The 21,437-nt window shown below is 70.2% G+C and carries 22 protein-coding genes; 8 read left to right on the forward strand and 14 right to left on the reverse strand.

Annotated elements, in window-relative coordinates:
* Positions 1 to 24: 24 nt before the first annotated feature.
* The 4 genes from ABZ826_RS25610 to ABZ826_RS25625 form a co-directional block, all read right to left on the reverse strand.
* Positions 25 to 543, reverse strand: coding sequence for a histidine phosphatase family protein (locus ABZ826_RS25610; RefSeq protein WP_361452677.1), 519 nt, complete (start codon positions 541 to 543; stop codon positions 25 to 27).
* A 74-nt stretch (positions 544 to 617) separates the two neighbouring features.
* Positions 618 to 824 carry a hypothetical protein gene (locus ABZ826_RS25615; protein ID WP_361452680.1) on the reverse strand — a complete coding sequence of 69 codons (207 nt, stop codon included), beginning with the start codon at positions 822 to 824 and terminating at the stop codon, positions 618 to 620.
* Positions 825 to 973: 149 nt separating this feature from the next.
* Positions 974 to 1,084 (reverse strand): SGM_5486 family transporter-associated protein, encoded by a 111-nt coding sequence (locus tag ABZ826_RS25620; RefSeq protein ID WP_361452851.1) that lies wholly within the window; start codon positions 1,082 to 1,084, stop codon positions 974 to 976.
* 26 nt (positions 1,085 to 1,110) lie between these two features.
* Positions 1,111 to 2,433, reverse strand: coding sequence for an MFS transporter (locus ABZ826_RS25625; RefSeq protein WP_361452683.1), 1,323 nt, complete (start codon positions 2,431 to 2,433; stop codon positions 1,111 to 1,113).
* Between the two features lie 215 nt (positions 2,434 to 2,648).
* On the opposite strand from ABZ826_RS25625, the gene ABZ826_RS25630 reads away from it, so the two are divergent.
* On the forward strand, positions 2,649 to 3,323 hold the full coding sequence (locus ABZ826_RS25630) for a FadR/GntR family transcriptional regulator (protein ID WP_361452686.1): 675 nt from the start codon (positions 2,649 to 2,651) through the stop codon (positions 3,321 to 3,323).
* A 55-nt stretch (positions 3,324 to 3,378) separates the two neighbouring features.
* Here ABZ826_RS25630 and ABZ826_RS25635 read toward each other — a convergent pair whose 3' ends face one another.
* The 3 genes from ABZ826_RS25635 to fabG form a co-directional block, all read right to left on the reverse strand.
* On the reverse strand, positions 3,379 to 3,756 hold the full coding sequence (locus tag ABZ826_RS25635) for a hypothetical protein (RefSeq protein ID WP_361452689.1): 378 nt from the start codon (positions 3,754 to 3,756) through the stop codon (positions 3,379 to 3,381).
* A 168-nt stretch (positions 3,757 to 3,924) separates the two neighbouring features.
* Positions 3,925 to 4,692 (reverse strand): enoyl-ACP reductase FabI, encoded by a 768-nt coding sequence (gene fabI, locus ABZ826_RS25640; protein WP_361452692.1) that lies wholly within the window; start codon positions 4,690 to 4,692, stop codon positions 3,925 to 3,927.
* 5 nt (positions 4,693 to 4,697) lie between these two features.
* On the reverse strand, positions 4,698 to 5,417 hold the full coding sequence (fabG, locus tag ABZ826_RS25645; protein ID WP_361452695.1) for a 3-oxoacyl-[acyl-carrier-protein] reductase: 720 nt from the start codon (positions 5,415 to 5,417) through the stop codon (positions 4,698 to 4,700).
* A gap of 518 nt (positions 5,418 to 5,935) precedes the next feature.
* Between fabG and ABZ826_RS25650 the strand changes: the two genes are divergently transcribed.
* The 3 genes from ABZ826_RS25650 to tyrS all read left to right on the forward strand — a co-directional run bounded on the left by ABZ826_RS25650 (position 5,936) and on the right by tyrS (position 10,421).
* Positions 5,936 to 7,459, forward strand: coding sequence for a TldD/PmbA family protein (locus ABZ826_RS25650; RefSeq protein ID WP_361452698.1), 1,524 nt, complete (start codon positions 5,936 to 5,938; stop codon positions 7,457 to 7,459).
* An 82-nt stretch (positions 7,460 to 7,541) separates the two neighbouring features.
* Positions 7,542 to 8,936, forward strand: coding sequence for a metallopeptidase TldD-related protein (locus tag ABZ826_RS25655; RefSeq protein ID WP_361452701.1), 1,395 nt, complete (start codon positions 7,542 to 7,544; stop codon positions 8,934 to 8,936).
* A gap of 219 nt (positions 8,937 to 9,155) precedes the next feature.
* A complete protein-coding gene (gene tyrS, locus ABZ826_RS25660) occupies positions 9,156 to 10,421 on the forward strand; it encodes a tyrosine--tRNA ligase (protein ID WP_361452704.1) in 1,266 nt (421 codons plus the stop codon).
* A gap of 101 nt (positions 10,422 to 10,522) precedes the next feature.
* Here the strand turns inward: tyrS and ABZ826_RS25665 are convergent, their stop codons facing one another.
* Positions 10,523 to 10,798: a GlsB/YeaQ/YmgE family stress response membrane protein gene (locus ABZ826_RS25665; RefSeq protein ID WP_361452707.1), complete on the reverse strand. Its 276-nt coding sequence runs from the start codon at positions 10,796 to 10,798 to the stop codon at positions 10,523 to 10,525.
* Between the two features lie 246 nt (positions 10,799 to 11,044).
* Here ABZ826_RS25665 and ABZ826_RS25670 point away from each other — a divergent pair, with 246 nt between their 5' ends.
* Together ABZ826_RS25670 and ABZ826_RS25675 are read left to right on the forward strand one after the other, a co-directional pair.
* Entirely contained in the window at positions 11,045 to 11,410 is a 366-nt protein-coding gene (locus tag ABZ826_RS25670) for a DUF3099 domain-containing protein (RefSeq protein WP_361452710.1), read from the forward strand.
* A 402-nt stretch (positions 11,411 to 11,812) separates the two neighbouring features.
* Entirely contained in the window at positions 11,813 to 12,070 is a 258-nt protein-coding gene (locus ABZ826_RS25675) for a hypothetical protein (RefSeq protein ID WP_361452713.1), read from the forward strand.
* Positions 12,071 to 12,143: 73 nt separating this feature from the next.
* Here the strand turns inward: ABZ826_RS25675 and moaA are convergent, their stop codons facing one another.
* The 3 genes from moaA to ABZ826_RS25690 all read right to left on the reverse strand — a co-directional run bounded on the left by moaA (position 12,144) and on the right by ABZ826_RS25690 (position 15,380).
* Positions 12,144 to 13,133, reverse strand: a complete 990-nt coding sequence (moaA, locus tag ABZ826_RS25680; protein WP_361452854.1) for a GTP 3',8-cyclase MoaA — start codon at positions 13,131 to 13,133, stop codon at positions 12,144 to 12,146.
* Positions 13,134 to 13,377: 244 nt separating this feature from the next.
* On the reverse strand, positions 13,378 to 15,018 hold the full coding sequence (locus ABZ826_RS25685; RefSeq protein WP_361452716.1) for a cation acetate symporter: 1,641 nt from the start codon (positions 15,016 to 15,018) through the stop codon (positions 13,378 to 13,380).
* Positions 15,015 to 15,380: a DUF485 domain-containing protein gene (locus tag ABZ826_RS25690; RefSeq protein ID WP_361452719.1), complete on the reverse strand. Its 366-nt coding sequence runs from the start codon at positions 15,378 to 15,380 to the stop codon at positions 15,015 to 15,017. Before ABZ826_RS25690 ends, ABZ826_RS25685 begins: the two co-directional genes overlap by 4 nt.
* A gap of 323 nt (positions 15,381 to 15,703) precedes the next feature.
* Between ABZ826_RS25690 and ABZ826_RS25695 the strand changes: the two genes are divergently transcribed.
* Both ABZ826_RS25695 and ABZ826_RS25700 read left to right on the forward strand, forming a co-directional pair.
* Complete coding sequence (locus ABZ826_RS25695) at positions 15,704 to 17,239, forward strand: S8 family serine peptidase (protein WP_361452722.1); 1,536 nt, start codon at positions 15,704 to 15,706, stop codon at positions 17,237 to 17,239.
* 120 nt (positions 17,240 to 17,359) lie between these two features.
* A complete protein-coding gene (locus ABZ826_RS25700; protein WP_361452727.1) occupies positions 17,360 to 18,778 on the forward strand; it encodes a CoA transferase in 1,419 nt (472 codons plus the stop codon).
* Here ABZ826_RS25700 and ABZ826_RS25705 read toward each other — a convergent pair.
* Genes ABZ826_RS25705 through ABZ826_RS25715 form a run of 3 tightly spaced genes read right to left on the reverse strand, consistent with a single transcriptional unit; the run spans position 18,768 to position 21,397 of the window.
* The gene (locus tag ABZ826_RS25705; protein ID WP_361452730.1) at positions 18,768 to 19,811 is read right to left on the reverse strand and encodes a zinc-dependent alcohol dehydrogenase family protein; all 1,044 of its coding nucleotides are present in this window, start codon (positions 19,809 to 19,811) and stop codon (positions 18,768 to 18,770) included. The genes ABZ826_RS25700 and ABZ826_RS25705 overlap by 11 nt on opposite strands.
* 21 nt (positions 19,812 to 19,832) lie before the next feature.
* Positions 19,833 to 20,522 (reverse strand): lysoplasmalogenase, encoded by a 690-nt coding sequence (locus ABZ826_RS25710; RefSeq protein WP_361452733.1) that lies wholly within the window; start codon positions 20,520 to 20,522, stop codon positions 19,833 to 19,835.
* Positions 20,519 to 21,397: a sterol desaturase family protein gene (locus ABZ826_RS25715; RefSeq protein ID WP_361452736.1), complete on the reverse strand. Its 879-nt coding sequence runs from the start codon at positions 21,395 to 21,397 to the stop codon at positions 20,519 to 20,521. Before ABZ826_RS25715 ends, ABZ826_RS25710 begins: the two co-directional genes overlap by 4 nt.
* Between the last annotated feature and the right edge of the window lie 40 nt (positions 21,398 to 21,437).

A 21,437-nucleotide genomic window follows, 5' to 3' on the forward strand; every position in this document is an offset into this window, starting at 1 on the left:
GGCCTGGGCCGTACGGCGGCGGGATCAGTCGTTGGGCGTCCAGTACTCGACCAGCTTGCCCACCCCGTGCTCCACACCCTTCCAGGAACCGGAGAACTCGACGACGGCGAAGGCGGCGGTCGGGAACCCTCCGCGGTTCATCCGCGACAGGGCGTCGCCCTCGGCCGATTCCGAGAGGGCGTCGGCGACGGCATGCATGCCGGGGTTGTGGCCGATGACGAGGAGATCGCGCACATCGTCGGGGGTCTCGTTGATCAGGGCGATCAGTTCGCCGAGGGACGCCTCGTACAGTCGCTCCTCGTACACGGTCCTGGGCCGGTGCGGCATCTCGTGCACCGCCAGCTTCCACGTCTCTCGCGTCCTGGCCGCCGTCGAGCAGAGGGCCAGATCGAGGACGATCCCGGAGTCGACGAGCTTGCGGCCCGCGACGGGGGCGTCCTTGCGGCCGCGCTCCGCGAGTGGCCGCTCATGGTCCGAGTCCTGCGACCATTCCGCCTTTGCGTGTCTGAGAAGGACGATCCTGCGAGGTGTATCGACGCTCATACACCTCAGCTTCGCACGAAACGTGCCGCCCGTCGCAGGGTGTTGAAGGGCTCGGGCGGTGAGCGTGAGTGCCGTCAGCGGGTCACGAAGGCCACGATTCGCTCAAGCAGCCGGCCGACCGCGGGGTCGGTCGTCGCCGCGTGGGCCTCACCGGATCCCACGATCACGAGCAGGAGCGCGGCGAACCCGATCGCGGGCAGCGCGACGGCCCACCACGGCAGCCGGACCTCGACGCTGCCCGTGGCCGGGTGGGTGGACCGGGTGTGCATACGGGCCGACATGTCCGCCTCCGTGGGTCATCGGTTCTGATACCTCGAACCTACGGACGCGGCGCCACCGGTCCCATCCGGTGACCCACCCACTTCACCCTGACCCTGGCCCCCTAGGGGATGGTGGGGACAGCCCCACCACCGGCCGCCGGGCGCGTGACTCAGGGGGACGCGACCGTGGCGATCACCGAGATGATCACGGTGACCAGCAGCATCGCCCCGAGTACGAGGAGGAGCTTCTTCTGACCGTTCTGCGGATTCGGGTCGAGCACAGGAGACATGGGCTCAGTCTCGCATCTCAGCATTCGTCCTCGATCGTCCGGTCCCGCCCCGCCAGGATTCCGGCCACCATCTGCGGCACCATGAGGCCCGCCATCAGCGCGATCGGCAGCCCCCAGCCGCCGCTGTGCTGGTGGAGCACGCCGACGAGCAGCGGCCCCGGGATCGAGATCAGATAGCCGGTGGACTGCGCGAACGCGGACAGCCGGACCACCCCGGCGCCACTGCGGGACCGCATGCCGATCATGGTCAGGGCGAGCGGGAACGAGCAGTTCGAGATGCCCAGCAGCAGTGCCCAGGCCCAGGCCCCGTCGGCGGGTGCGAGGTACAGGCCCGTGTATCCGACGATGCCGCAGGCGCCGAGGACGACGACGATCGGGCCCTGGTTCTTCATGCGGGCGGCGACCCGGGGGATGACGAAGGCGAGCGGCACACCCATCGCCATGGTCACGGCGAGCAGGACGCCCGCGGTACCGGCCGAGACCCCGGCGTCGCGGAAGATCTGCGGCATCCATCCCATGGTGATGTACGCGGCGGTGGCCTGCAGGCCGAAGAAGCAGGCGAGGGCCCACGCGGTTCGACTACGGACGATCTTGAGCGCCGGGGCTTCCTGATGGTGGGCGGCGGCCTGCCCCGCGGCGCGGCGCCGGTCCCGTACCAGCGGGATCCACGGCAGGACCGCGGCGGCGGCGAGCACGGCCCAGACACCGAGGCCCGCCCTCCAGCTGTCGCTCAGCGCATGGGTCATGGGCACGGTCAGGGCGGCGGCGAGCGAGGTGCCGAGGGCCAGCGACATCGAGTAGAGCCCGGTCATGGAGCCGACGCGGTCCGGGAACCAGCGCTTGACGATCACCGGCATCAGGACATTGCTGACGGCGATGCCCATGAGCGCGAGGGCGCTCGCGGCGAGGAAGCCGGCCGTGCCGCCGACGAGCGGCCGGATCACCAGACCGGCCGTGATGGCGATCATGCCGGCGCAGACGATCGCACCCGGGCCGAAGCGGCGGGCGAGGCGTGGCGCCATGACACCGAAGATCGCGAAGCAGAGCGGCGGCACGGAGGTGAGGACGCCGGCGACGCTGCCGCTCATGTGCAGGCCGTCCTGCACCTCTTCGAGGAGGGCGCCGAGGCTGGTGATGGCGGGGCGGAGATTGAGCGCGGCGAGCACGAGCCCGACGGCGACCAGCCGGAGCAGCCACGGGGAGGTCTCGGGGGCGGTCCGCATGGCCTGTGCGGTCAGCGGGGCCTGTGAGGCGTGCGGGGCCGTGGTGCTCGTGGGGGTGTCCGCTGTGGTGGCGGGGCTCAGGGTCCGGGTCTGCGGCTGGGTCTCGTCGTCGGGCATTCAGCCATCATAGAATCATGGGATGATTGATTGTCCAATCTTGCGAGCCCTGCTCTGAGACCGATCACTCCCGGCAGAGCGACCCCGTAGAGCCCCGCGCCCCTGTCCCCTCCCGACGCACCGAGCACCTGTCACACCGAGCACCCTCATTGCCCAGCGGCCCGAGCCATCACGCCGACCCGAGTCATTACCCAGCAACCCGAGCAAGGAGCACCATGGCGCTGACGTCACCGCGGCGTTCGGCACTCGCCGACCAGGTGATTGCCCAGCTGAGGAATCAGATCACCTCGGGCGAGTGGCCCGTGGGTTCACGGATTCCCACCGAGCCCGAGCTGGTGGAGCAGCTGGGGGTGGCCCGTAACACCGTCCGTGAGGCCGTCCGCGCGCTCGCGCACAACGGCCTGCTCGACATCCGGCAGGGTTCGGGCACCTATGTCGTCGCCACCAGCGAACTGGCCGGGGTGATGCACCGCCGCTTCGCCACCGCCGATCCGCGCCATGTCGCCGAGCTGCGCTCCACCCTGGAGTCGTCGGCCGCGCGACTGGCCGCCACACGGCGGACCGAGCGGGATCTGAAGCAGATGGACGCGCTCATGGCACGCCGGGAGGAGACCTGGGCCGCGGGCGACGCCGAAGCGTTCGTCGCGGCTGACGCGACGCTGCATCTGGCCGTGGTCGCGGCCTCGCACAATGACGTGCTGACCGGGCTCTACGCCGACCTGGGCGACGTGCTGCGCGACTATCTCAGGGACGATGTCGGCCCCGAGCTGGGGCCGGAGAGCCTCATGGACCACGGCCGACTGGTCGAGGCGATCCGGGCGGGGGACGCGGAGGCGGCGGCGGCCGAGGCCGCGAGTCATGCGTTGAGCTGTCTGGTGGACCGGGTGTGAGGGCTCGGCGTCGAAGCGCGCGAGGAGATCGCCGCGGAGAACGCCGCAGGAGGCATCAGACGGAGCCCTGAACCCGGTGCGTGACCCAGACAGCGCCTATTTCCTTCCAGCAGCGGTCGTCGATCCGCACGGTCTGCCCCGGTTTCACATCGACCGGGGTGGCGTCCGCGTCTATGTCCCACCAGCGGCGGCACTCGGTGTGCAGCTGCACGCGGTCGGTGGAGGGGTACGGGTTGTGGCAGTAGGCGACGACCCGGGAGCCCTGGACCGAGGTACGGCATTCGGCGCCGGAGGGTTCCGGGGTGGGTGCGGCGGGTGCGGGCGCGCCGGTTCCTGTCCGCCCCGCCACGGTTATGCCCACGGGGGCCGCAAGCGCGGCGACGGCCGCCGAGGCGGCCAGCAGGATTCGGGTTCGGCGACGTGTGGAGCACACAGCGACCTCCTCCCCGCAGCCTGACAAGAAGTCCGTTTCCACCACATTCTGCGGTGGATCGACCATCTTTTCGACTTGAGCGGGCCGGAGCCGGGCACGGACGCACGACGGCCGCGTACCGCCTGCTCGGAAGCGGTACGCGGCCGTGTCACAGCCTGGGGTGCCTGATCAGGCGCCCATCATGTGCACGCCGCCGTCGACGTGGATGATCTCGCCCGTGGTCTTCGGGAAGAAGTCCGAGAGCAGGGCGACGACACCGCGGCCGGCCGGCTCCGGGTCTGCCATGTTCCAGGACAGCGGGGAGCGGGTGTTCCACACGTCCGCGAGCTCGGAGAAGCCCGGGATGGACTTCGCGGCCATGGAGCCGATCGGTCCGGCCGAGATCAGGTTGCAGCGGATGTCGTCCTTGCCCAGGTCACGGGCGAGGTAGCGGGAGGTGGCCTCCAGCGCGGCCTTGGCCGGGCCCATCCAGTCGTACTGCGGCCAGGCGAACTGCGCGTCGAAGGTGAGGCCGACGATCGAGCCGCCCTCGCTCATCAGCGGCTTGCAGGCCATGGCGAGCGACTTCAGCGAGAACGCCGAGACGTGCATCGCGGTGGCGACGGACTCGAACGGGGTGTTGAGGAAGTTGCCGCCGAGCGCGTCCTGCGGCGCGAAGCCGATGGAGTGGACGACGCCGTCGAGCGAACCGAGCTCGTCCCGGACCAGACCTTCGAGCCGGTCCAGGTGCTCGGTGTTGGTCACGTCCAGCTCGATGACCTTGGCCGGCTTCGGCAGCTTCTTGGCGATGCGCTCCGTCAGCGTGGGCCGGGGGAACGCGGTCAGGATGACCTCGGCGCCCTGCTCCTGGGCCACCTTTGCGGCATGGAAGGCGATGGACGACTCCATCAGCACACCGGTGATGAGGATGCGCTTGCCGTCGAGAATTCCGCTCATGGTGATCAGTGACCCATGCCCAATCCGCCGTCAACGGGGATGACGGCTCCAGTGATGTACGACGCGTCGTCGGAGGCGAGGAAGCGCACCGCGGCGGCGATCTCCTCGGGCTGCGCGTAGCGGCCGAGCGGCACCTGGGACACGATGCCCTTGCGCTGCTCCTCGGTGAGCACCTGAGTCATGTCGGTGTCGACGAAACCGGGTGCGACGACGTTGAAGGTGATGTTCCGCGAGCCGAGCTCACGGGCCAGCGACCGGGCGAAGCCGACCAGACCAGCCTTGGAGGCGGCGTAGTTCGCCTGCCCGGCCGAGCCGAGGAGCCCGACGACGGAGGAGATGAGGACGACGCGGCCCTTCTTGGCGCGCAGCATGCCGCGGTTGGCGCGCTTGACGACCCGGAAGGTGCCGGTGAGGTTGGTGTCGAGTACGGACATGAAGTCCTCCTCGGACATCCGCATCAGCAACTGGTCCTTGGTGATACCGGCGTTGGCGACCAGTACCTCGACGGGACCGTGCTTCTCCTCGATCTCCTTGTAGGCCTGCTCCACCTGTTCGGCGTCCGTGATGTCGCAGCGGACGGCCAGAACGCCCGCCTCGGTGAGGATCTGGGGAGGCTCGCCCGAGCGGTACGTGATCGCGACCTTGTCGCCGTTGTCGGCGAAAGCGCGGGCGATGGCGAGGCCGATGCCCCGGTTTCCTCCGGTGACGAGAACCGAGCGGCTCAACGGATCACCCTTTCGATAGCGGTCTGGTACCTCGAAAACCTATCGGTACCACCCGCCCCACGGGGAATCGGCCCCTGACAGCGCCTCACCCCGGGCACTGTAGGAACCCCACAGTGCCCGCTCCGGATGAACGTTTCATGTCAGCGGCGCGTCAGCGGAAGGCCAGGCGTGCCCGGCGGACGGACCGGCACTCCCGGCGAGTCCGCGCTCCGCCCGACAGGTCGGCCGTCGCGTCCCGCGCCGCGTGGGTCGGACGGTCGGTCGGTCGGACGGACGGACGGAACAATGCGGATGGTCGGCCGGACGGGCGGACGGACCGGCGGTGATCGGCCGACGACGGACGGGCGGACGATCACCGGCGGCCGATCCGCACGGGCGGCCTCGGACGGCGTTCCAGGCCGGCTCCGCCACGCCGAGCCGCGCCGCCGCGTGTGCGCGTCCGGCGAAACCTGTGGCCGATCGGCCTCGGCGCACGGCATTGTTCACTGCGGACACATGCCGAAAAGACGGAGTTCTACATGGCTCATCAGGTCGATCAGTCGTTTCTCGCCCTGCCCCTGCGTGCCCTCGCCGACGCGGCGCTCGCTCGCGCGCGTGCGCTGGGGGCCGTACACGCCGACTTCCGTTTCGAGCGGGTGCGCAGCGCGTCCTGGCGGTTGCGGGACGCCCGGCCCGCCGGGACGTCGGACACCACCGATCTCGGGTACGCGGTGCGCGTGGTGCACGGCGGGGCGTGGGGGTTCGCGTCCGGCGTGGATCTGACGATGGACGCCGCGGCGAAGGTGGCCTCGCAGGCCGTCGCCATGGCGAAGCTTTCGGCGAAGGTGATCGCGACGGCCGGGTCCGACGAGCGGGTGGAACTGGCGGACGAGCCGGTGCACGGTGAGCGGACCTGGGTCTCGTCCTACGACGTCGATCCCTTCGACGTACCGGACGAGGAGAAGGCGGGGCTGCTCGCCGAGTGGAGCAGCCGGCTCCTGGCTGCCGAGGGTGTCGCGCATGTGGACGCCTCCCTGATGACCGTCCACGAGAACAAGTTCTACGCGGACACGGCGGGCACCGTCACCACCCAGCAGCGGGTGCGACTGCATCCGCAGCTCACCGCGATCGCCGTGGACGGGACCACCGGTGAGTTCGACTCGATGCGGACGATCGCCCCGCCGGTGGGCCGCGGCTGGGAGTACCTGACCGGGACCGGCTGGGACTGGGACGACGAGCTGGAGCGGATTCCCGGGCTGCTGGCCGAGAAGATGCGGGCGCCGAGCGTCGAAGCGGGTGCGTACGACCTGGTCGTCGACCCGTCCAACCTCTGGCTGACCATCCATGAGTCGATCGGCCACGCCACCGAGCTGGACCGGGCGCTGGGGTACGAGGCGGCGTACGCCGGGACCTCGTTCGCCACCTTCGACCAGCTGGGGAAGCTGGCGTACGGCTCCCCCGTGATGAATGTGACGGGCGACCGCACCGCCGAGCACGGGCTCGCGACCATCGGGTACGACGACGAGGGCGTCGAGGCGCAGTCCTGGGACCTGATCAAGGACGGGACGCTGGTCGGGTACCAGCTGGACCGGCGGATCGCGAAGCTGACGGGCCTGGGCCGGTCCAACGGGTGTGCGTACGCCGACTCGCCGGGCCATGTCCCCGTCCAGCGGATGGCGAACGTGTCGCTGCGGCCGGATCCGGGCGGGCTGTCCACGGAGGATCTGATCGGCGGGGTGGAGCGCGGGATCTACGTGGTCGGCGACCGGTCCTGGTCGATCGACATGCAGAGGTACAACTTTCAATTTACCGGGCAGCGGTTCTTCCGGATCGAGAACGGCAGGCTGGCGGGCCAGCTGCGCGATGTCGCGTACCAGGCGACGACGACGGACTTCTGGGGCTCGATGGAGAAGGTCGGTGGCCCGCAGACGTACGTCCTGGGCGGCGCCTTCAACTGCGGCAAGGCCCAGCCGGGCCAGGTCGCGGCGGTCTCGCACGGCTGCCCCTCCGCCCTCTTCCGGGGCGTGAACATCCTCAACACGGCTCAGGAGGCCGGACGATGAGCGGTCACCACGGAACCGGCCGGGGGTCCGGGGGTCGACTCCCGGGACAGCACATCCTCAACACGACGCAGGAGGCCGGACGATGAGCCGCGTCAGCAAGCCGCACGAGATCGTCGAGCGGGCGCTCGAACTGTCCACCGCCGACGGCTGCGTGGTGATCGCCGACGAGGAGTCGTCCGCGAATCTGCGCTGGGCCGGCAACGCACTCACGACGAACGGGGTGACACGCGGGCGGACCCTGACCGTCATCGCGACCGTGGACGGCGCGCAGGGCGCCGCGTCCGGTGTGGTGTCCCGGTCCGCGGTCACCGCCGACGATCTGGAACCGCTGGTGCGGGCAGCCGAGGCCGCCGCACGCGGAGCCGGTCCGGCGGAGGACGCGCAGCCGCTGGTCACCGGGGTGCCCGCGTCGCCCGATTTCACGGACGGGCCGGCCGAGACGGGCTCGGACGTCTTCGCGGAGTTCGCTCCGGCGCTCGGCGACGCCTTCGCCCGCGCCCGGTCCGGCGGCCGGGAGCTGTACGGCTTCGCCCACCACCAGCTGACCTCGACGTACCTCGGTACGTCGACGGGGCTGCGGCTGCGGCACGACCAGCCGAACGGAACGCTGGAACTCAACGCCAAATCCCCCGACCGGACCCGTTCGACCTGGGCGGGCCGCTCCACGCGCGACTTCAAGGACGTCGACCCCGCCGAGCTCGACGCCGAGCTGGCGCGGCGGCTGCGCTGGGCCGAGCGCCGTATCGAACTGCCCGCCGGGCGGTACGAGACGCTGCTGCCGCCGACCGCCGTGGCCGATCTGCTGGTCTACCAGCTGTGGTCGTCGACGGCACGGGACGCCGCGGAGGGCCGGACGGTGTTCTCCAGGCCGGGCGGCGGTACCAGGATCGGCGAGACCCTGTCCGAGCTGCCGCTCTCGCTGCGCAGCGATCCGCACGCACCGGGCCTGGAGTCGGCGCCGTTCGTGATCGCCCATGCCTCCGGGGACGGCGCTTCCGTATTCGACAACGGTCTGCCGCTGGCGTCGACCGACTGGATCCGGGACGGCCGGCTGGAGCATCTGACGACCACCCGGCACACGGCGGGGCTGACCGGGCTGCCGGTCGCGCCGGCGATCGACAACCTGGTGCTGGACTGCGGAGGTGAGCGCTCGCTGGAGGAGATGGTGGCCGCGACGACCGGCCGCGGGCTGCTGCTGACCTGCATGTGGTACATCCGGGAGGTCGATCCGGCGACGCTGCTGCTGACCGGGCTGACCCGCGACGGGGTGTACCTCGTCGAGGACGGCGAGGTCGTCGGAGAGGTGAACAACTTCCGGTTCAACGAGTCGCCGGTGGACCTGCTGTCGCGGGCCACGGAGGCGGGCTGTACGGAGAAGACGCTGCCGCGCGAGTGGGGCGACTGGTTCACCCGGGCCGCCATGCCCGCGCTGCGGATCCCGGACTTCAACATGAGCTCGGTGAGTCCGGGCGTGTGACCCGCCTGGGGGCTGTCCCGTAATCCCTGGTGGATCAGCGTGCGGCGTCGGATGCGGTGCATCGCAAGGCGGAGGGACGCCCGAATACGGGATGTATTCGGGCGTTCCGACAACGCGGCGAGGTGCCGTAGCTGTCGTCGCACGCCCGCCAGCGATTACAGGACAGCCCTTAGACTGGCTGTTGCCTTTCGACACACGTAGCTGAGGAGACACGGAACCGTGACGGACATCGTCGACGAGCTGAAGTGGCGTGGGCTGTTCGCCCAGTCCACTGACGAGGACGCACTGCGCAAGGCTCTCGCGGACGGTCCCGTCACGTTCTATTGCGGCTACGACCCCACCGCGGCGAGTCTGCACGTCGGCCATCTGGTGCAGGTGCTCACCATGCGCCGGCTCCAGCGGGCCGGTCTGCGGCCGCTCGCCCTGGTGGGTGGCGCCACCGGCCAGATCGGTGACCCGAGGCCGACCGCCGAGCGCACGTTGAACGACCCGGAGACGGTCGCCAACTGGGTGTCGCGGCTGCGGTCCCAGATCGAGCCGTTCCTGTCCTTCGAGGGCGAGAACGCTGCGGTCATGGTGAACAACCTGGACTGGACCGTCGGCATGTCCGCGATCGAGTTCCTCCGGGACATCGGCAAGCACTTCCGCGTCAACAAGATGCTGACCAAGGACTCCATCGCCCGGCGGCTGGAGTCCGACGAGGGCATCAGCTACACCGAGTTCAGCTACCAGTTGCTCCAGAGCATGGACTACCTGGAGCTGTACCGGCGCTACGGCTGCACCCTCCAGCAGGGCGGCAGCGACCAGTGGGGCAACCTCACCGCGGGCCTCGACCTGATCCACCGCCTGGAGCCGGGCGCCGAGGTGCACGCGCTGGCGACGCCGCTGATGACGAAGGCGGACGGGACCAAGTTCGGCAAGTCCGAGAGCGGTGCCGTCTGGCTCGACCCGTCGATGACGACGCCGTACGCGTTCTACCAGTTCTGGCTGAACGTGGACGACCGGGACATCTCCCGGTACATGCGCATCCTCAGCTTCCTCAGCCCCGCGGAGCTGGAGGAGCTGGAAAAGGTCACGCAGGAGCGTCCGCAGGCCCGGACGGCGCAGCGCGCGCTGGCCGAGGAACTGACGACGCTGGTGCACGGCGCCGACCAGTGCGCCGCGGTCATCGCGGCGTCGAAGGCGCTCTTCGGCCAGGGTGAGCTGGGCGAGCTGGACGAGGCGACGCTGAGCGCCGCGCTGTCCGAGGTGCCGCACGCGCAGGTCACCGAGCTCGGCCCGCTGGTGGACCTTCTCGTGGAGGTCGGCCTTGCGCCCAGCAAGTCGGGTGCCCGCCGCACGGTGAAGGAGGGCGGCGCGTACGTGAACAACGTCAAGGTCACGGACGGCGAGAGCACGCCGGCCCGCGAGGAGCTGCTGCACGGGCGCTGGCTGGTGCTGCGCCGCGGCAAGAAGAATCTCGCCGCCGTCGAGGTCACCGGCTGATCCCTGAACGTCGTACTGCGGCCGGGCACGCGTGACGCGTGTCCGGCCGCAGTACGTTCAGCAGTGCGTCGTGACCCGGTGAGCCAGGCCCTCCGCTCGGCTCAGGCTCTCTGTCTGGTCCCGCGGAACGACGTCCACACCATGTCGCCGACACCGACGATGACCACCGCGCCGATCAGCTGGAACAAATGACGCGTCCAGTCGATGCCCTTGGTGTCGTTGACGCCGATCCAGGTGGCGGCGGCATTCCCGAGGACACTGCCCAGGATGCCGAAGACCGTCGTCAACCAGAGTGGGATGTTCTGTTTGCCGGGCAGGATCGCCCTCGCGATCACACCGAGCACCAGACCCACGATGATTGCCCACAACCAGCCCATGTCGCCTCCTCGTGCGACGAAATGTCGCGCATGTGGGCCCAGTCTCCGCCGGTGGGCCGTATGCCGCATGCCGGGCACGTCCGTATGTGCGGCGCGCCGCCGATTCGCACGAATGCGGCGCGCCCCGGCCTCGAAGCCCTCGGACAGCGGGCGTACCGTGGATGCGGTCCGGTCCGGGGAGCGTCCGGCGCGGGAACGAGGTCCCTCCGGTCCACCCGGTGCTGGAGGGAGGGTGGTGGAGACGTGATGAGGAAGCAGGGCGGTACCGAGGTCTTCCGGATCACGGGGGCCCGGCAGGGGCTCGCGGACGATGTGCGCGGCAGGCAGCGGCGCTATGTGATCTCGATGTCGGTGCGGACTGTGTCGGTGATCCTGGCCGCCGTGCTCTGGAACGTGGAGCGGTACGTCGCGATCGTGGCACTGGCGCTCGGGGTCCTGCTCCCGTACGTGGCGGTGGTCATCGCCAACGCGGGCCGGGAGAACGCCCCTTCGCTTCCGTCGACCTTCGTCCCGACGCCGATGCGGCCGATGCTCGATGCCGCGCCCGCGCCCGGTGCCGCCGAATCCGGCCCGGCGGCCGACGGAGTACGTCATGGCGGGGAAACGTCGTGAACCACGGGCCCTCGACGTGACCAGAAGGCGATTGTCGTGAGCCACAGGCCCTCGGCATGAGCCGTGACGGGCGGCTCCGGACGGGGGCATTCGGTATAAGCACAGCTGAGACCGCACCGCACCCGGGGCTCGTGAAAACCTCAGTCAATCGTGAAGTTACGGTGCACCGCACCCCCGTCTGCGTGACATACTTCGTACGCGCTCCGCATCCCCCGTCGGAGCGACGGACCGACGCCGGGCAGCTCCCCCCGTGGCTGCTCGGCGTCGCTTTTTCTCCGACCGGGGATGCGTTCGGGCCGCCCATCGCGCGGGCCGCCCGGGAGACCGGAACCGGCACCGGCCGAGGGCCTCCCGTTTGGATCACGCCGAACCGGTCCGAACGAAAGACCCTACGATTGAGCCGTGAACTCCCCTGAATCCGCGGCCGAGAGCGCTGCCGCCGCCCCCATCTGCTCCGCCAAGGGCTGCCGGACCGACGCCGTGTGGGTGCTGGCCTGGAACAATCCGAAGCTGCACACCCCTGAGCGTCGGAAGACCTGGCTGGCCTGCGAGGAGCACCGGGAGCACCTGTCCTCGTTCCTGGATGTCCGGGGCTTCCTCAAGGATGTGGTGAAGCTGGCGGAGTGGGAGTCCGACGGGCCGGGATCGGGCAGGCCGTAGGAGGGAAGGTCGGCCCGGGTCCGGCATCGCTCGGTCCCGCCGGGGCCGCCTGCCCCCTCGGCCCTCGACCGCCTCAGCCTCCGATCGCCGACATCGGCCGGTCCGGCTGCAGGAAGGACGGGTCGTCAAGACCGGATCCGGCCTTCTTCCCCCACATCGCCAGCGTCCAGATCCGGGCGATCTCCTCATCCGGCGCGTCGGAGCGCAGGGCGCCGCGCAGATCGGTCTCCTCGCGGGCGAACAGGCAGGTGCGCACCTGGCCGTCGGCGGTGAGCCTGGTGCGGTCGCAGGCCCGGCAGAAGGGACGGGTGACGGAGGCGATGACACCGACGCGGTGGGGTCCGCCGTCGACGAGCCAGCGCTCGGCGGGGGCGGAGCCGCGCCGGTCGTCACCCTCCTCGGTGAGGGTGAAGCGGGTGCGCAGCGACCGGAGTATGTCGCCTGCCGTGATCATGCCGTCGCGCTTCCAGCCGTGTTGCGCGTCGAGCGGCATCTGCTCGATGAAGCGGAGCTCGTAGCTGTGCTCGACGGCCCAGGCCAGCAGGTCGGGGGCCTCGTCGTCGTTGAGTCCGGGCATCAGGACGGCGTTGACCTTGACCGGGGTGAGTCCGGCCTCGCGGGCGGCTTCCAGGCCTGCCAGCACGTCGTGGTGGCGGTCGCGGCGGGTGAGGGTCTTGAAGACATCGGGGCGCACGGTGTCCAGCGAGACGTTGACCCGGTCCAGGCCGGCGGCCTTGAGCGCGGCCGCCGTGCGCTTCAGTCCGATGCCGTTGGTGGTGAGCGACATCCTGGGGCGTGAGCTCAGGGCCGCGCACCGCTCGACGATGGAGACCAGGCCGGGGCGCAGCAGCGGCTCACCGCCGGTGAAGCGGACGTCGGTGATGCCGAGCCGGGTGACGGCGATGCCGACCAGCCGGACGATCTCGTCGTCGCTCAGCAGGTCGGGCTTGGCCAGCCACTGCAGGCCTTCCTCCGGCATGCAGTACGTGCACCGCAGATTGCACCGGTCGGTCAGCGACACGCGCAGGTCGGTGGCGACCCGATCGTAGGTGTCGATGAGCATGTGGGTCCCCTCCCCCAGTTCCTGTCCGGCCGCCGTGTCCGGCACGTCCGGCGTTCCCGCTCGCCCGTCCGGTCGGATGTCCCGGTCGGCGCTTTCGGCTGACTCCTTCGAGACTACGCGAGACCTGTGACATCGGACGGGGCTCGTATGACACGAGGAGCGGCACGGCCGTGTCGTAGGACCCTACGACACGGCCGTGGAAGGGGGCGGCCCGGCGCGGACCTCTCGCCGGGTTCTGCCCCGGTCAGTGCGCTCCGACCCCGGTGAGGGACTTGACCTCCAGTTCGGCGTACTTGCCCTTGTCCGGCTCCTCCTTCGAGAGGAGGGAGCCGATCCAGCCGAGCAGGAAGCCCAGCGGGATGGAGATCAGCCCCGGGTTCTCCAGCGGGAACCAGGCGAAGTCGACGCCCTTGAACATCGAGGTCTTCGGGTTTCCGGAGACGACGGGCGAGAACAGCACCAGGATCACGGAGCAGGCCAGACCTCCGTAGATCGACCACAGCGCGCCCTGGGTCGTGAAGCGCTTCCAGAAGAGGCTGTAGAGGATCGTCGGCAGGTTGGCGGAGGCGGCGACGGCGAAGGCGAGCGCCACCAGTCCGGCGACGTTCATGTCGCGCGCGAAGGCACCGAGGACGATGGCGACCGCGCCGATGAGGACGGTGGCCCAGCGGGCGGCGCGCATCTCCTCCTTCTCGGTGGCCTTCCCCTTGCGGATGACGTTGGCGTAGATGTCGTGCGCGAAGGAGGACGAGGAGGCGAGGGTGAGGCCCGCGACGACGGCGAGGATGGTGGCGAAGGCGACGGCCGAGATCACGGCCAGCAGCACCGCGCCGCCCGTGGAGCCGACCCCGCCGAGGTACTCGGCGAGCTGCGGGGCGGCCGCGTTCCCAGCCGGGTTCTTCGCCTTGATCTCGTCCGGGCCGATCAAAGCCGCGGCGCCGAAGCCGAGCGCGATCGTCATCAGGTAGAAGGCGCCGATGATGCCGATGGCCCAATTGACCGACTTACGGGCGGCCTTGGCGGTCGGCACCGTGTAGAACCGGATCAGGATGTGCGGCAGCCCGGCGGTGCCGAGGACCAGGGCGATGCCGAGGGAGAGGAAGTCCAGCTTCGAGGTGCCGGTGGCGCCGTACTTGAGTCCGGGCTCCAGGAACGCCGCTCCGTGGCCGCTCTTCGCGGCGGCCGTGCCCAGCAGGTCGGAGATGTTGAAGTCGAACTTCAGCAGCACCAGGAAGGTCATCAGGAGCGCGCCCGCGATGAGCAGCACGGCCTTGACCATCTGGACCCAGGTGGTGCCCTTCATGCCGCCGATGGTGACGTACACGATCATCAGCAGACCGACCAGCGCGACGATGAGGATCTTGCCCGCGTCGCTGGTGATGCCGAGGAGCAGGGAGACCAGGACGCCCGCGCCCGCCATCTGCGCCAGCAGATAGAAGATCGAGACGACGATGGTGGAGACGCCGGAGGCGGTACGCACCGGGCGCTGCCGCATCCGGTAGGCGAGGACGTCGCCCATCGTGTAGCGGCCCGAGTTGCGCAGCGGTTCGGCGACCAGCAGCAGGGCCACCAGCCAGGCGACCAGGAAGCCGATGGAGTACAGGAAGCCGTCGTAGCCGAAGAGGGCGATGGCCCCGGCGATCCCGAGGAACGAGGCCGCCGACATGTAGTCGCCGGAGACCGCGAGTCCGTTCTGGAAGGCGGTGAACTGCCGGCCGCCGGCATAGAAGTCGGAGGCGCTCTTGGTCTGCCGTCCGGCCCAGACGGTGATGCCCAGCGTCGCGGCGACGAACACGGCGAAGAGCGTGATGATCAGCGGCCGGTGCTCGGTGGTCGAGGAGGCGGCCAGCTGGAGGGCGGGGTGCGAGTGGTACACGGCGCTCATGCGTCGGCCTCCATACGGGACTTGATGGCCTCGGCCCTCGGGTCGAGCTTCGCGGCCGCGTGGCGCGAATAGAACCAGGCGATGAGGAACGTGGTGACGAACTGGGCGAGGCCGAAGACGAAGGCCACGTTGATGTTGGCGTAGACCTTGGTGCCCATGAAGCCGCCCGCGTAGTTGGACAGCAACACGTACAGCAGGTACCAGACGACGAAGGCGATGGTCAGCGGGAAGGCGAACGAGCGGTGCGCGCGGCGCAGTTCACCGAACTCCGCACTCTCCTGCGTCGCGATGAACGCCTCGGTCGTGGGCTGGGCAGTGCGGGTGTCCGTACTGACCTCGGGCGGCGGTGCATCGGTAGTCACGGAATCTCCTCGCGACGCGGGTGCGGTGGTGGGGACGGTGGATTTCACTGCGGAACCTCGATGGCCGGGGACGGTGGTGCGCTTCCCCTGACAACGGCACGGACGGCGCGGCGAAGCGGTTCACCGCACAACCGCACTTCTCCGACTGCCTCTGCGCGGCCATCCGGCTCAACCCCGCCCCGCACCTCTTCGAACAGGTCCTTCGAATTCATTGATGACAACTCATTGATCAGCAAGGATGATCAACGATAGCTTCACTCGTCATGTACGCGACTGGGCACACGCCGTGTCCGGTCGCCCGGCACGGATGATGTGGAGACCCCATGGCTCATCTGGGATCCAGACGGACGCGCGCACTGACGCTGCCCGTCGGATTGGCACTCACGGCCTCGCTCGGCTTCCTGCCGACGGGGGCCGCCTCTGCCGCACCGGTGGACGCGCAGCCCACGGCGGCGGTGTCTACTGACGGCCCGAAGCTCTCATACGTCGTCAACACGCGGAGCAACCACGGCACCGTCAAGCAGGTGAAGAAGGCGATCGCCGAGGCCGGCGGCACGGTGGTGATCGCCTATGAGCAGATCGGCGTCATCGTCGTCGAGTCGCAGAACCCGGACTTCGCGCAGTCGATCCGCCGGGTCAAGGGTGTCGATTCGGCGGGGGCCACCCGGACCAGCCCCATCGTTCCGCAGGCCACCACGGACATCGGGGTCGAGCAGCCGCTCACCGCCGAGCAGGCGCGGAGCGCGGCGGCGGAGGCGACGGCGGACCAGGATCCGATGGAGCCCCTGCAGTGGGATCTGCCCGCCATCAAGGCGGACCAGGCGCACCAGAAGACACTGGGCAGCAGCAAGGTGACGGTCGGTGTCATCGACACGGGTGTCGACGACACCCACCCGGACCTGGCGCCGAACTTCAACCGCGGGGCCTCCGCGAGCTGCGTGTCCGGGGCGCCGGACACGACGGACGGCGCCTGGCGTCCCAAGGCCGGTGAGAGCGACCACGGCACGCATGTCGCGGGCACCATCGCCGCCGCGAAGAACGGCATCGGGGTGACGGGTGTCGCGCCGGGCGTGAAGGTCGCCGGCATCAAGGTCGCGAACCCGGACGGCTTCTTCTACACCGAGTCGATCGTCTGCGGCTTCGTCTGGGCCGCCGAGCACGGCATCGATGTCACCAACAACAGCTACTACACCGACCCGTGGATGTTCAACTGCAAGAACGACCCGGACCAGGGCGCCCTGGTCGAGGCCGTCACCCGCGCCACCGGGTACGCGGAGCGGAAGGGCACGGTGAACGTCGCCTCGGCCGGCAACAGCAAGTTCGACCTGGCCTCCGGCGCGATCGACGACACGACCAGCCCGAACGACACCACGGCCGTGACCCGGACGATCAACCCGCGCGAGTGCCTCGACATCCCGGCGATGCTGCCGGGTGTCGTGACCGTCTCGGCAACCGGTGCCAAGGGTCTGAAGTCCTCGTACTCGAACTACGGGAACGGCGTCATCGACGTCGCGGCTCCCGGCGGCGACTCGACGGTCTACCAGACGCCCGCACCGCCTGCCACGAACGGCGCGATCCTGTCCACGCTGCCGGGCGGCAAGTACGGCTACAAGAACGGTACGTCGATGGCCTCCCCGCATGTCGCGGGTGTCGCGGCCCTGATCAAGTCGACGCACCCGCACGCTTCGGCGGCCCAGGTGAAGGCGCTCCTGACATCCGGGGCCGACGCCACTGAGTGTGGCGCTCCGTACGACATCAACGGCGACGGCAAGATCGACGCCGTCTGCGAGGGCAGCAAGAAGCACAACGGCTTCTACGGGGCCGGTGTGGTGAACGCGCTGAACGCGGTCCGCCGGTAGGAACGCGACGCAGTGGGCGGGGCCGGAGTCATCGGCCCCGCCCGCCGTCCTCCCGCAGCGCCGTACCGGGCTCTCCCGGCGCCCCTTTCCGATGGTGGCACTCAGTGCCATAGTGCGGGCATGACTCATGCGCACATGTCCGGTACGGAGCAGGCCTGGGCGGCACTCGGCGGGGATCCCGCGCTTCTCGCGCGCATCGGGACGAGTGGCCCCGAGGGTCTGCTGCCCTCCCGGCTGCCCGTCATGGAGCTGGCCCGTTCCGCCGTCGCGGTCTGCTCCCTGGCCGCCGCCGAACTGGCCGCCCGCCGCACCGGGCACGCGGTGCCCCGGGTCCACGTCGACGCCGGCGCGGTGGCCACGGCGTTCACCAGCGAGCGCCATCTGCGGATCGACGGGTGCGCGCCGATGTCCTTCGCCCCGCTGTCCCGGTTCTGGCGCACGGCGGACGGCTGGGTCCGTACACATGCCAACTACCCGCATCATCAGGCCCGGCTGCTCGCCACGCTGGGGCTGCCGGCGGACACCTCGGACGACCTCACCGTGGCCGCCGTCGCCGCCTCGTTCGCCGGGCGGCGGGGCGCAGAGATCGAGCGGACCGTGTACGCCGCGGGCGGCCTGGCCGTCGCGGCCCGTACGCCCGGGGAGTGGTCGGCCGACCCGCGGGGCGCCGCGGTCGCGGGCACCCCGTTGGTGACCGGCGACCGTATCGACGGCGCGCCGGTTCGTCGGACGACGGCGCCGGCCGGCACACCGCTGCTGCCCGCCGCCGGGATGCGCGTACTGGACCTCACCCGGGTCATCGCGGGACCCGTCGCCACCCGTACGCTCGCGCTGCTCGGCGCGGATGTCCTGCGGATCGACTCCCCACGGCTCCCGGAGAGCCCGGACGCGCACGCCGACACCGGTTTCGGGAAGCGGTCGGTGAACCTGGACCTCGGCAGCCGCTTTGGCGGGGCCGTGTTCGACGAGCTGCTGGCCGAGGCGGACGTGGTCGTCATCGGCTACCGGCCCGGTGCGGTCGAGCGGTTCGGGCTGACCACGGAGTCCCTGGCCGCGCGCAGACCGGGGCTGGTGATCGGGCGGCTCTCGGCCTGGGGCCACGGTCCATGGGCCGAGCGGCGCGGTTTCGACAGTCTGGTGCAGGTGGCCACCGGCATCGCCTCGGTCGAGGCCACGGCCGGAGCGGAGCACCCTCCCGGCGCGCTGCCCGCCCAGGCACTCGACCACGGCACGGGCTATCTGCTGGCCGCCGCCGTGCTGCGCGCGCTGACCGAGCAGCACGACGAGGGAGGCTCCCGGCTGGTCACGCTCTCGCTCGCCCGTACCGCCGCGTGGCTGCTCGACGAGCTGCCCGCCCGTCGGGAGACGGAGGCCACAGGCGCGTCGTACGACCCGGAGAAGCGGCTCGCCAAGACGGCCGGCCCGCTCGGGCGGCTGCGTCACGCCCTGCCGCCGGTCGCCTTCGACGGTTCGCCCAAGGACTGGTCGCGCCCGCCCGGCCCGCTGGGGGCGGACGCGGCCGCCTGGCTCACGGCTTGATGAGCACCTTCAGTGCCGTGCGCTCGTCCATCGCCTTGTAGCCGACGGGAACGTCGTCGAGACCGATGGTCAGGTCGAAGACGGGCGACGGGTCGACCGTGCCGGACAGCACGTCGGGGAGCAGCTCCGGAATGTATGTGCGCACGGGGGCGACGCCGCCGCGCAGGGTGATGTTCCGGTCGAACATCACGCCGAGGTCCAGGCCGGTGCCGCTGCCGTGCGGTACGCCGACGTAGCCGATGGCACCACCGTCGCGAGTGATCCCGACGGCGGTGCGCATCGACTGCTCGGTGCCGACGGCCTCGATCACCGCGTGGGCGCCCTCGCCACCGAGCAGTTCCCGTACGGCTTCGACGGCCGCCTCGCCACGCTCGGCGACGACGTCCGTGGCGCCGAAGGTGCGGGCGATGTCCGTACGCACCTGGTGGCGGCCGAGTGCGATGATCCGCTCGGCGCCGAGCCGCCTGGCGGCCAGGACGCCGCACAGGCCGACCGCCCCGTCACCGACGACCGCGACCGTGCTGCCGGTCTTCACGCCCGCGCCGACGGCGGCGTGATGTCCGGTGCCCAGCACGTCGGACAGGGCCAGCAGCGCGGTGAGCAGCCGGTCGTCGGAGACCGCGGCCGCGGGGAGCTTGACCAGCGTGCCGTCGGCGAACGGGACGCGGACGGCCTCGCCCTGCCCGCCGTCGGAGCCGACGGAGCCCCAGAAGCCGCCCTGCGGGCAGGAGGTGGTCAGGCCCTCCGCGCAGTACGCGCAGGTGCCGTCGGACCACACGAAGGGCGCGACGACGAGGTCACCGACGGCGAAGCCGGCCACCTCGGAACCTGCCTCCTCGACGATCCCGAGAAACTCGTGACCGATCCGCTGGCCGGGCTGCCGGGCGGCCTCGCCGCGGTAGGCCCACAGGTCGCTGCCGCAGATACAGGCCCGCAGGACCCGCAGGACCACATCGGTGGGCTGCTGGATCGACGGGTCGGGCACTTCCTGCACACGTATGTCGTGGGGGGCGTGGATGACGGTGGCGCGCATGCGTGGGGGTCCTTGCTGCTCTCAGATGGTGATGCTCCGTTCACGGTACGCCCCAGGGGTGACACCGGCCCATTTCGCACCAGGCGCCAGCACTCCGGCGGTCAGCAGGAACTGCGCGGCGATGTAGGTGAGCATGACCCAGAAGTCGGGGGCGGGCAGCTGCGGCCAGTCGGCGACGCCGGTGGCGATGAGGGTGTCGGAGAGCAGGAAGAGCGCCCCGCCGACGGCCGCGTACCGGCCACGGGTGCCGGCCCGGTAGGCCATGGCTGTGAGCAGCAGGCTGTAGCCGGTCATCGGAATCCGCATGTCCGCCGGCAATCCGCTCCAGAGCAGCGCGACGACGGTGACCAGGACGGCCGCGTACACCGCCCCGACGACCGGGGAGCTCCGGGCACGTCCGAAGAGCACCAGGTAACAGACGTGCCCCGCGGCGAAGGAACCCATCCCGATGAGGAAGGTGGCGTCTGCGTCGGGCAGCAGGAGCGTGTCGCCGCCCCAGCCGAACAGGAGTGCCGCGATCAGCAGCCGGGGACCGCGCCGGGCGGCGGCGTACCCGGCCAGCAGCGGCATCAGCAGGGGCTTCGCGACGAGGTGGGCGACCGGGACGTCGGCGAGCACGCCGAACAGGTCGACGACGGCGGCCAGAAGGAAGGCGACGAGCAGCGGTCGTACGAGACGTTCCCGCCGGTCCGGGACGGTATCGGCGCTCATCCGATGCGCTCCTGGGCGGGGAGGGGCGTGGGTGCGGGCGTTGTGGACGGCTGCCAGCCGGGGCCGCGGAAGATCCGCCCGGCGCGCTCGCTCCAGCTGCCCGCCGCGCGCACGTCGCGGGCGATGGCGGCGTACTCGTGGGTGGCGACGCGGAGCGGGTTGAACGTGTCGATGTTCTTGGTGAGCCCGTACACCGGCCGCTCCGTCTCGCCGGTGAAGGACCCGAAGAGCCGGTCCCACACGATCAGGATGCCGCCGAAGTTCCGGTCCAGGTAGCCGCCCTGCGACGCGTGGTGCACCCGGTGGTGGGACGGCGTGTTCAGTACGAATTCGAAGGGCCCAGGGAGCTTGCCGACGCGCTCCGTGTGCACCCAGAACTGGTAGACGAGGTTCACCGAGGAGCAGAACGCCAGCGCGGCCGGGTGGACCCCGCAGGCGATGAGCGGCACGTAGAACGGCCAGACGGTCAGCGATGTCCAGGGCTGGCGCAGCGCGGTGGAGAGGTTGAACTTCCGGCTGGAGTGGTGGACCACGTGGCAGGCCCAGAGGATCCGGATGACGTGGTGTCCCCGGTGGGACCAGTAGTAGAAGAAGTCCTGCGCGAGCAGCATCAGCAGGACGGTCCACCACAGCACGGGGACGCGGAGCGGGGTCAGCTCGTAGACCGCGGTGTAGACGGCGACGATGGGCACTTTCCACAGCAGGTCGAAGACCAGGCTGCCGAGCCCCATGGTGATGCTGGTGGCGGCGTCCTTCACCTCGTATCCGGCGGCTTCCTCATCGGGATGGAAGTGATGGAGTGCCATTTCGAGGACGGTGAGCAGCACGAAGGCCGGTATGGACCAGAGCACGACATCGGGCAGGTTCGGCGGCATGCGAGCACCGTAGAGCCGCAGGTCGGCTGCGGACTAGACG

The organism is Streptomyces sp. NPDC047515 (genome assembly GCF_040643055.1).
Taxonomy (GTDB): Bacteria; Actinomycetota; Actinomycetes; order Streptomycetales; family Streptomycetaceae; genus Streptomyces.

Bases quoted from the DNA above. Each gene is read 5' to 3' on its own strand.
- ABZ826_RS25665 (WP_361452707.1), bottom strand. From the start codon at position 10,798: ATGGGCTGGTTGTGGGCAATCATCGTGGGTCTGGTGCTCGGTGTGATC.
- ABZ826_RS25655 (WP_361452701.1), top strand. From the start codon at position 7,542: ATGAGCCGCGTCAGCAAGCCGCACGAGATCGTCGAGCGGGCGCTCGAA.
- ABZ826_RS25615 (WP_361452680.1), bottom strand. From the start codon at position 824: ATGTCGGCCCGTATGCACACCCGGTCCACCCACCCGGCCACGGGCAGC.
- ABZ826_RS25715 (WP_361452736.1), bottom strand. From the start codon at position 21,397: ATGCCGCCGAACCTGCCCGATGTCGTGCTCTGGTCCATACCGGCCTTC.
- ABZ826_RS25610 (WP_361452677.1), bottom strand. From the start codon at position 543: ATGAGCGTCGATACACCTCGCAGGATCGTCCTTCTCAGACACGCAAAG.
- ABZ826_RS25625 (WP_361452683.1), bottom strand. From the start codon at position 2,433: ATGCCCGACGACGAGACCCAGCCGCAGACCCGGACCCTGAGCCCCGCC.
- ABZ826_RS25695 (WP_361452722.1), top strand. From the start codon at position 15,704: ATGGCTCATCTGGGATCCAGACGGACGCGCGCACTGACGCTGCCCGTC.
- fabI (WP_361452692.1), bottom strand. From the start codon at position 4,692: ATGAGCGGAATTCTCGACGGCAAGCGCATCCTCATCACCGGTGTGCTG.
- ABZ826_RS25685 (WP_361452716.1), bottom strand. From the start codon at position 15,018: ATGAGCGCCGTGTACCACTCGCACCCCGCCCTCCAGCTGGCCGCCTCC.
- ABZ826_RS25710 (WP_361452733.1), bottom strand. From the start codon at position 20,522: ATGAGCGCCGATACCGTCCCGGACCGGCGGGAACGTCTCGTACGACCG.
- ABZ826_RS25630 (WP_361452686.1), top strand. From the start codon at position 2,649: ATGGCGCTGACGTCACCGCGGCGTTCGGCACTCGCCGACCAGGTGATT.
- moaA (WP_361452854.1), bottom strand. From the start codon at position 13,133: ATGCTCATCGACACCTACGATCGGGTCGCCACCGACCTGCGCGTGTCG.
- ABZ826_RS25670 (WP_361452710.1), top strand. From the start codon at position 11,045: ATGAGGAAGCAGGGCGGTACCGAGGTCTTCCGGATCACGGGGGCCCGG.
- ABZ826_RS25705 (WP_361452730.1), bottom strand. From the start codon at position 19,811: ATGCGCGCCACCGTCATCCACGCCCCCCACGACATACGTGTGCAGGAA.
- ABZ826_RS25700 (WP_361452727.1), top strand. From the start codon at position 17,360: ATGACTCATGCGCACATGTCCGGTACGGAGCAGGCCTGGGCGGCACTC.
- ABZ826_RS25650 (WP_361452698.1), top strand. From the start codon at position 5,936: ATGGCTCATCAGGTCGATCAGTCGTTTCTCGCCCTGCCCCTGCGTGCC.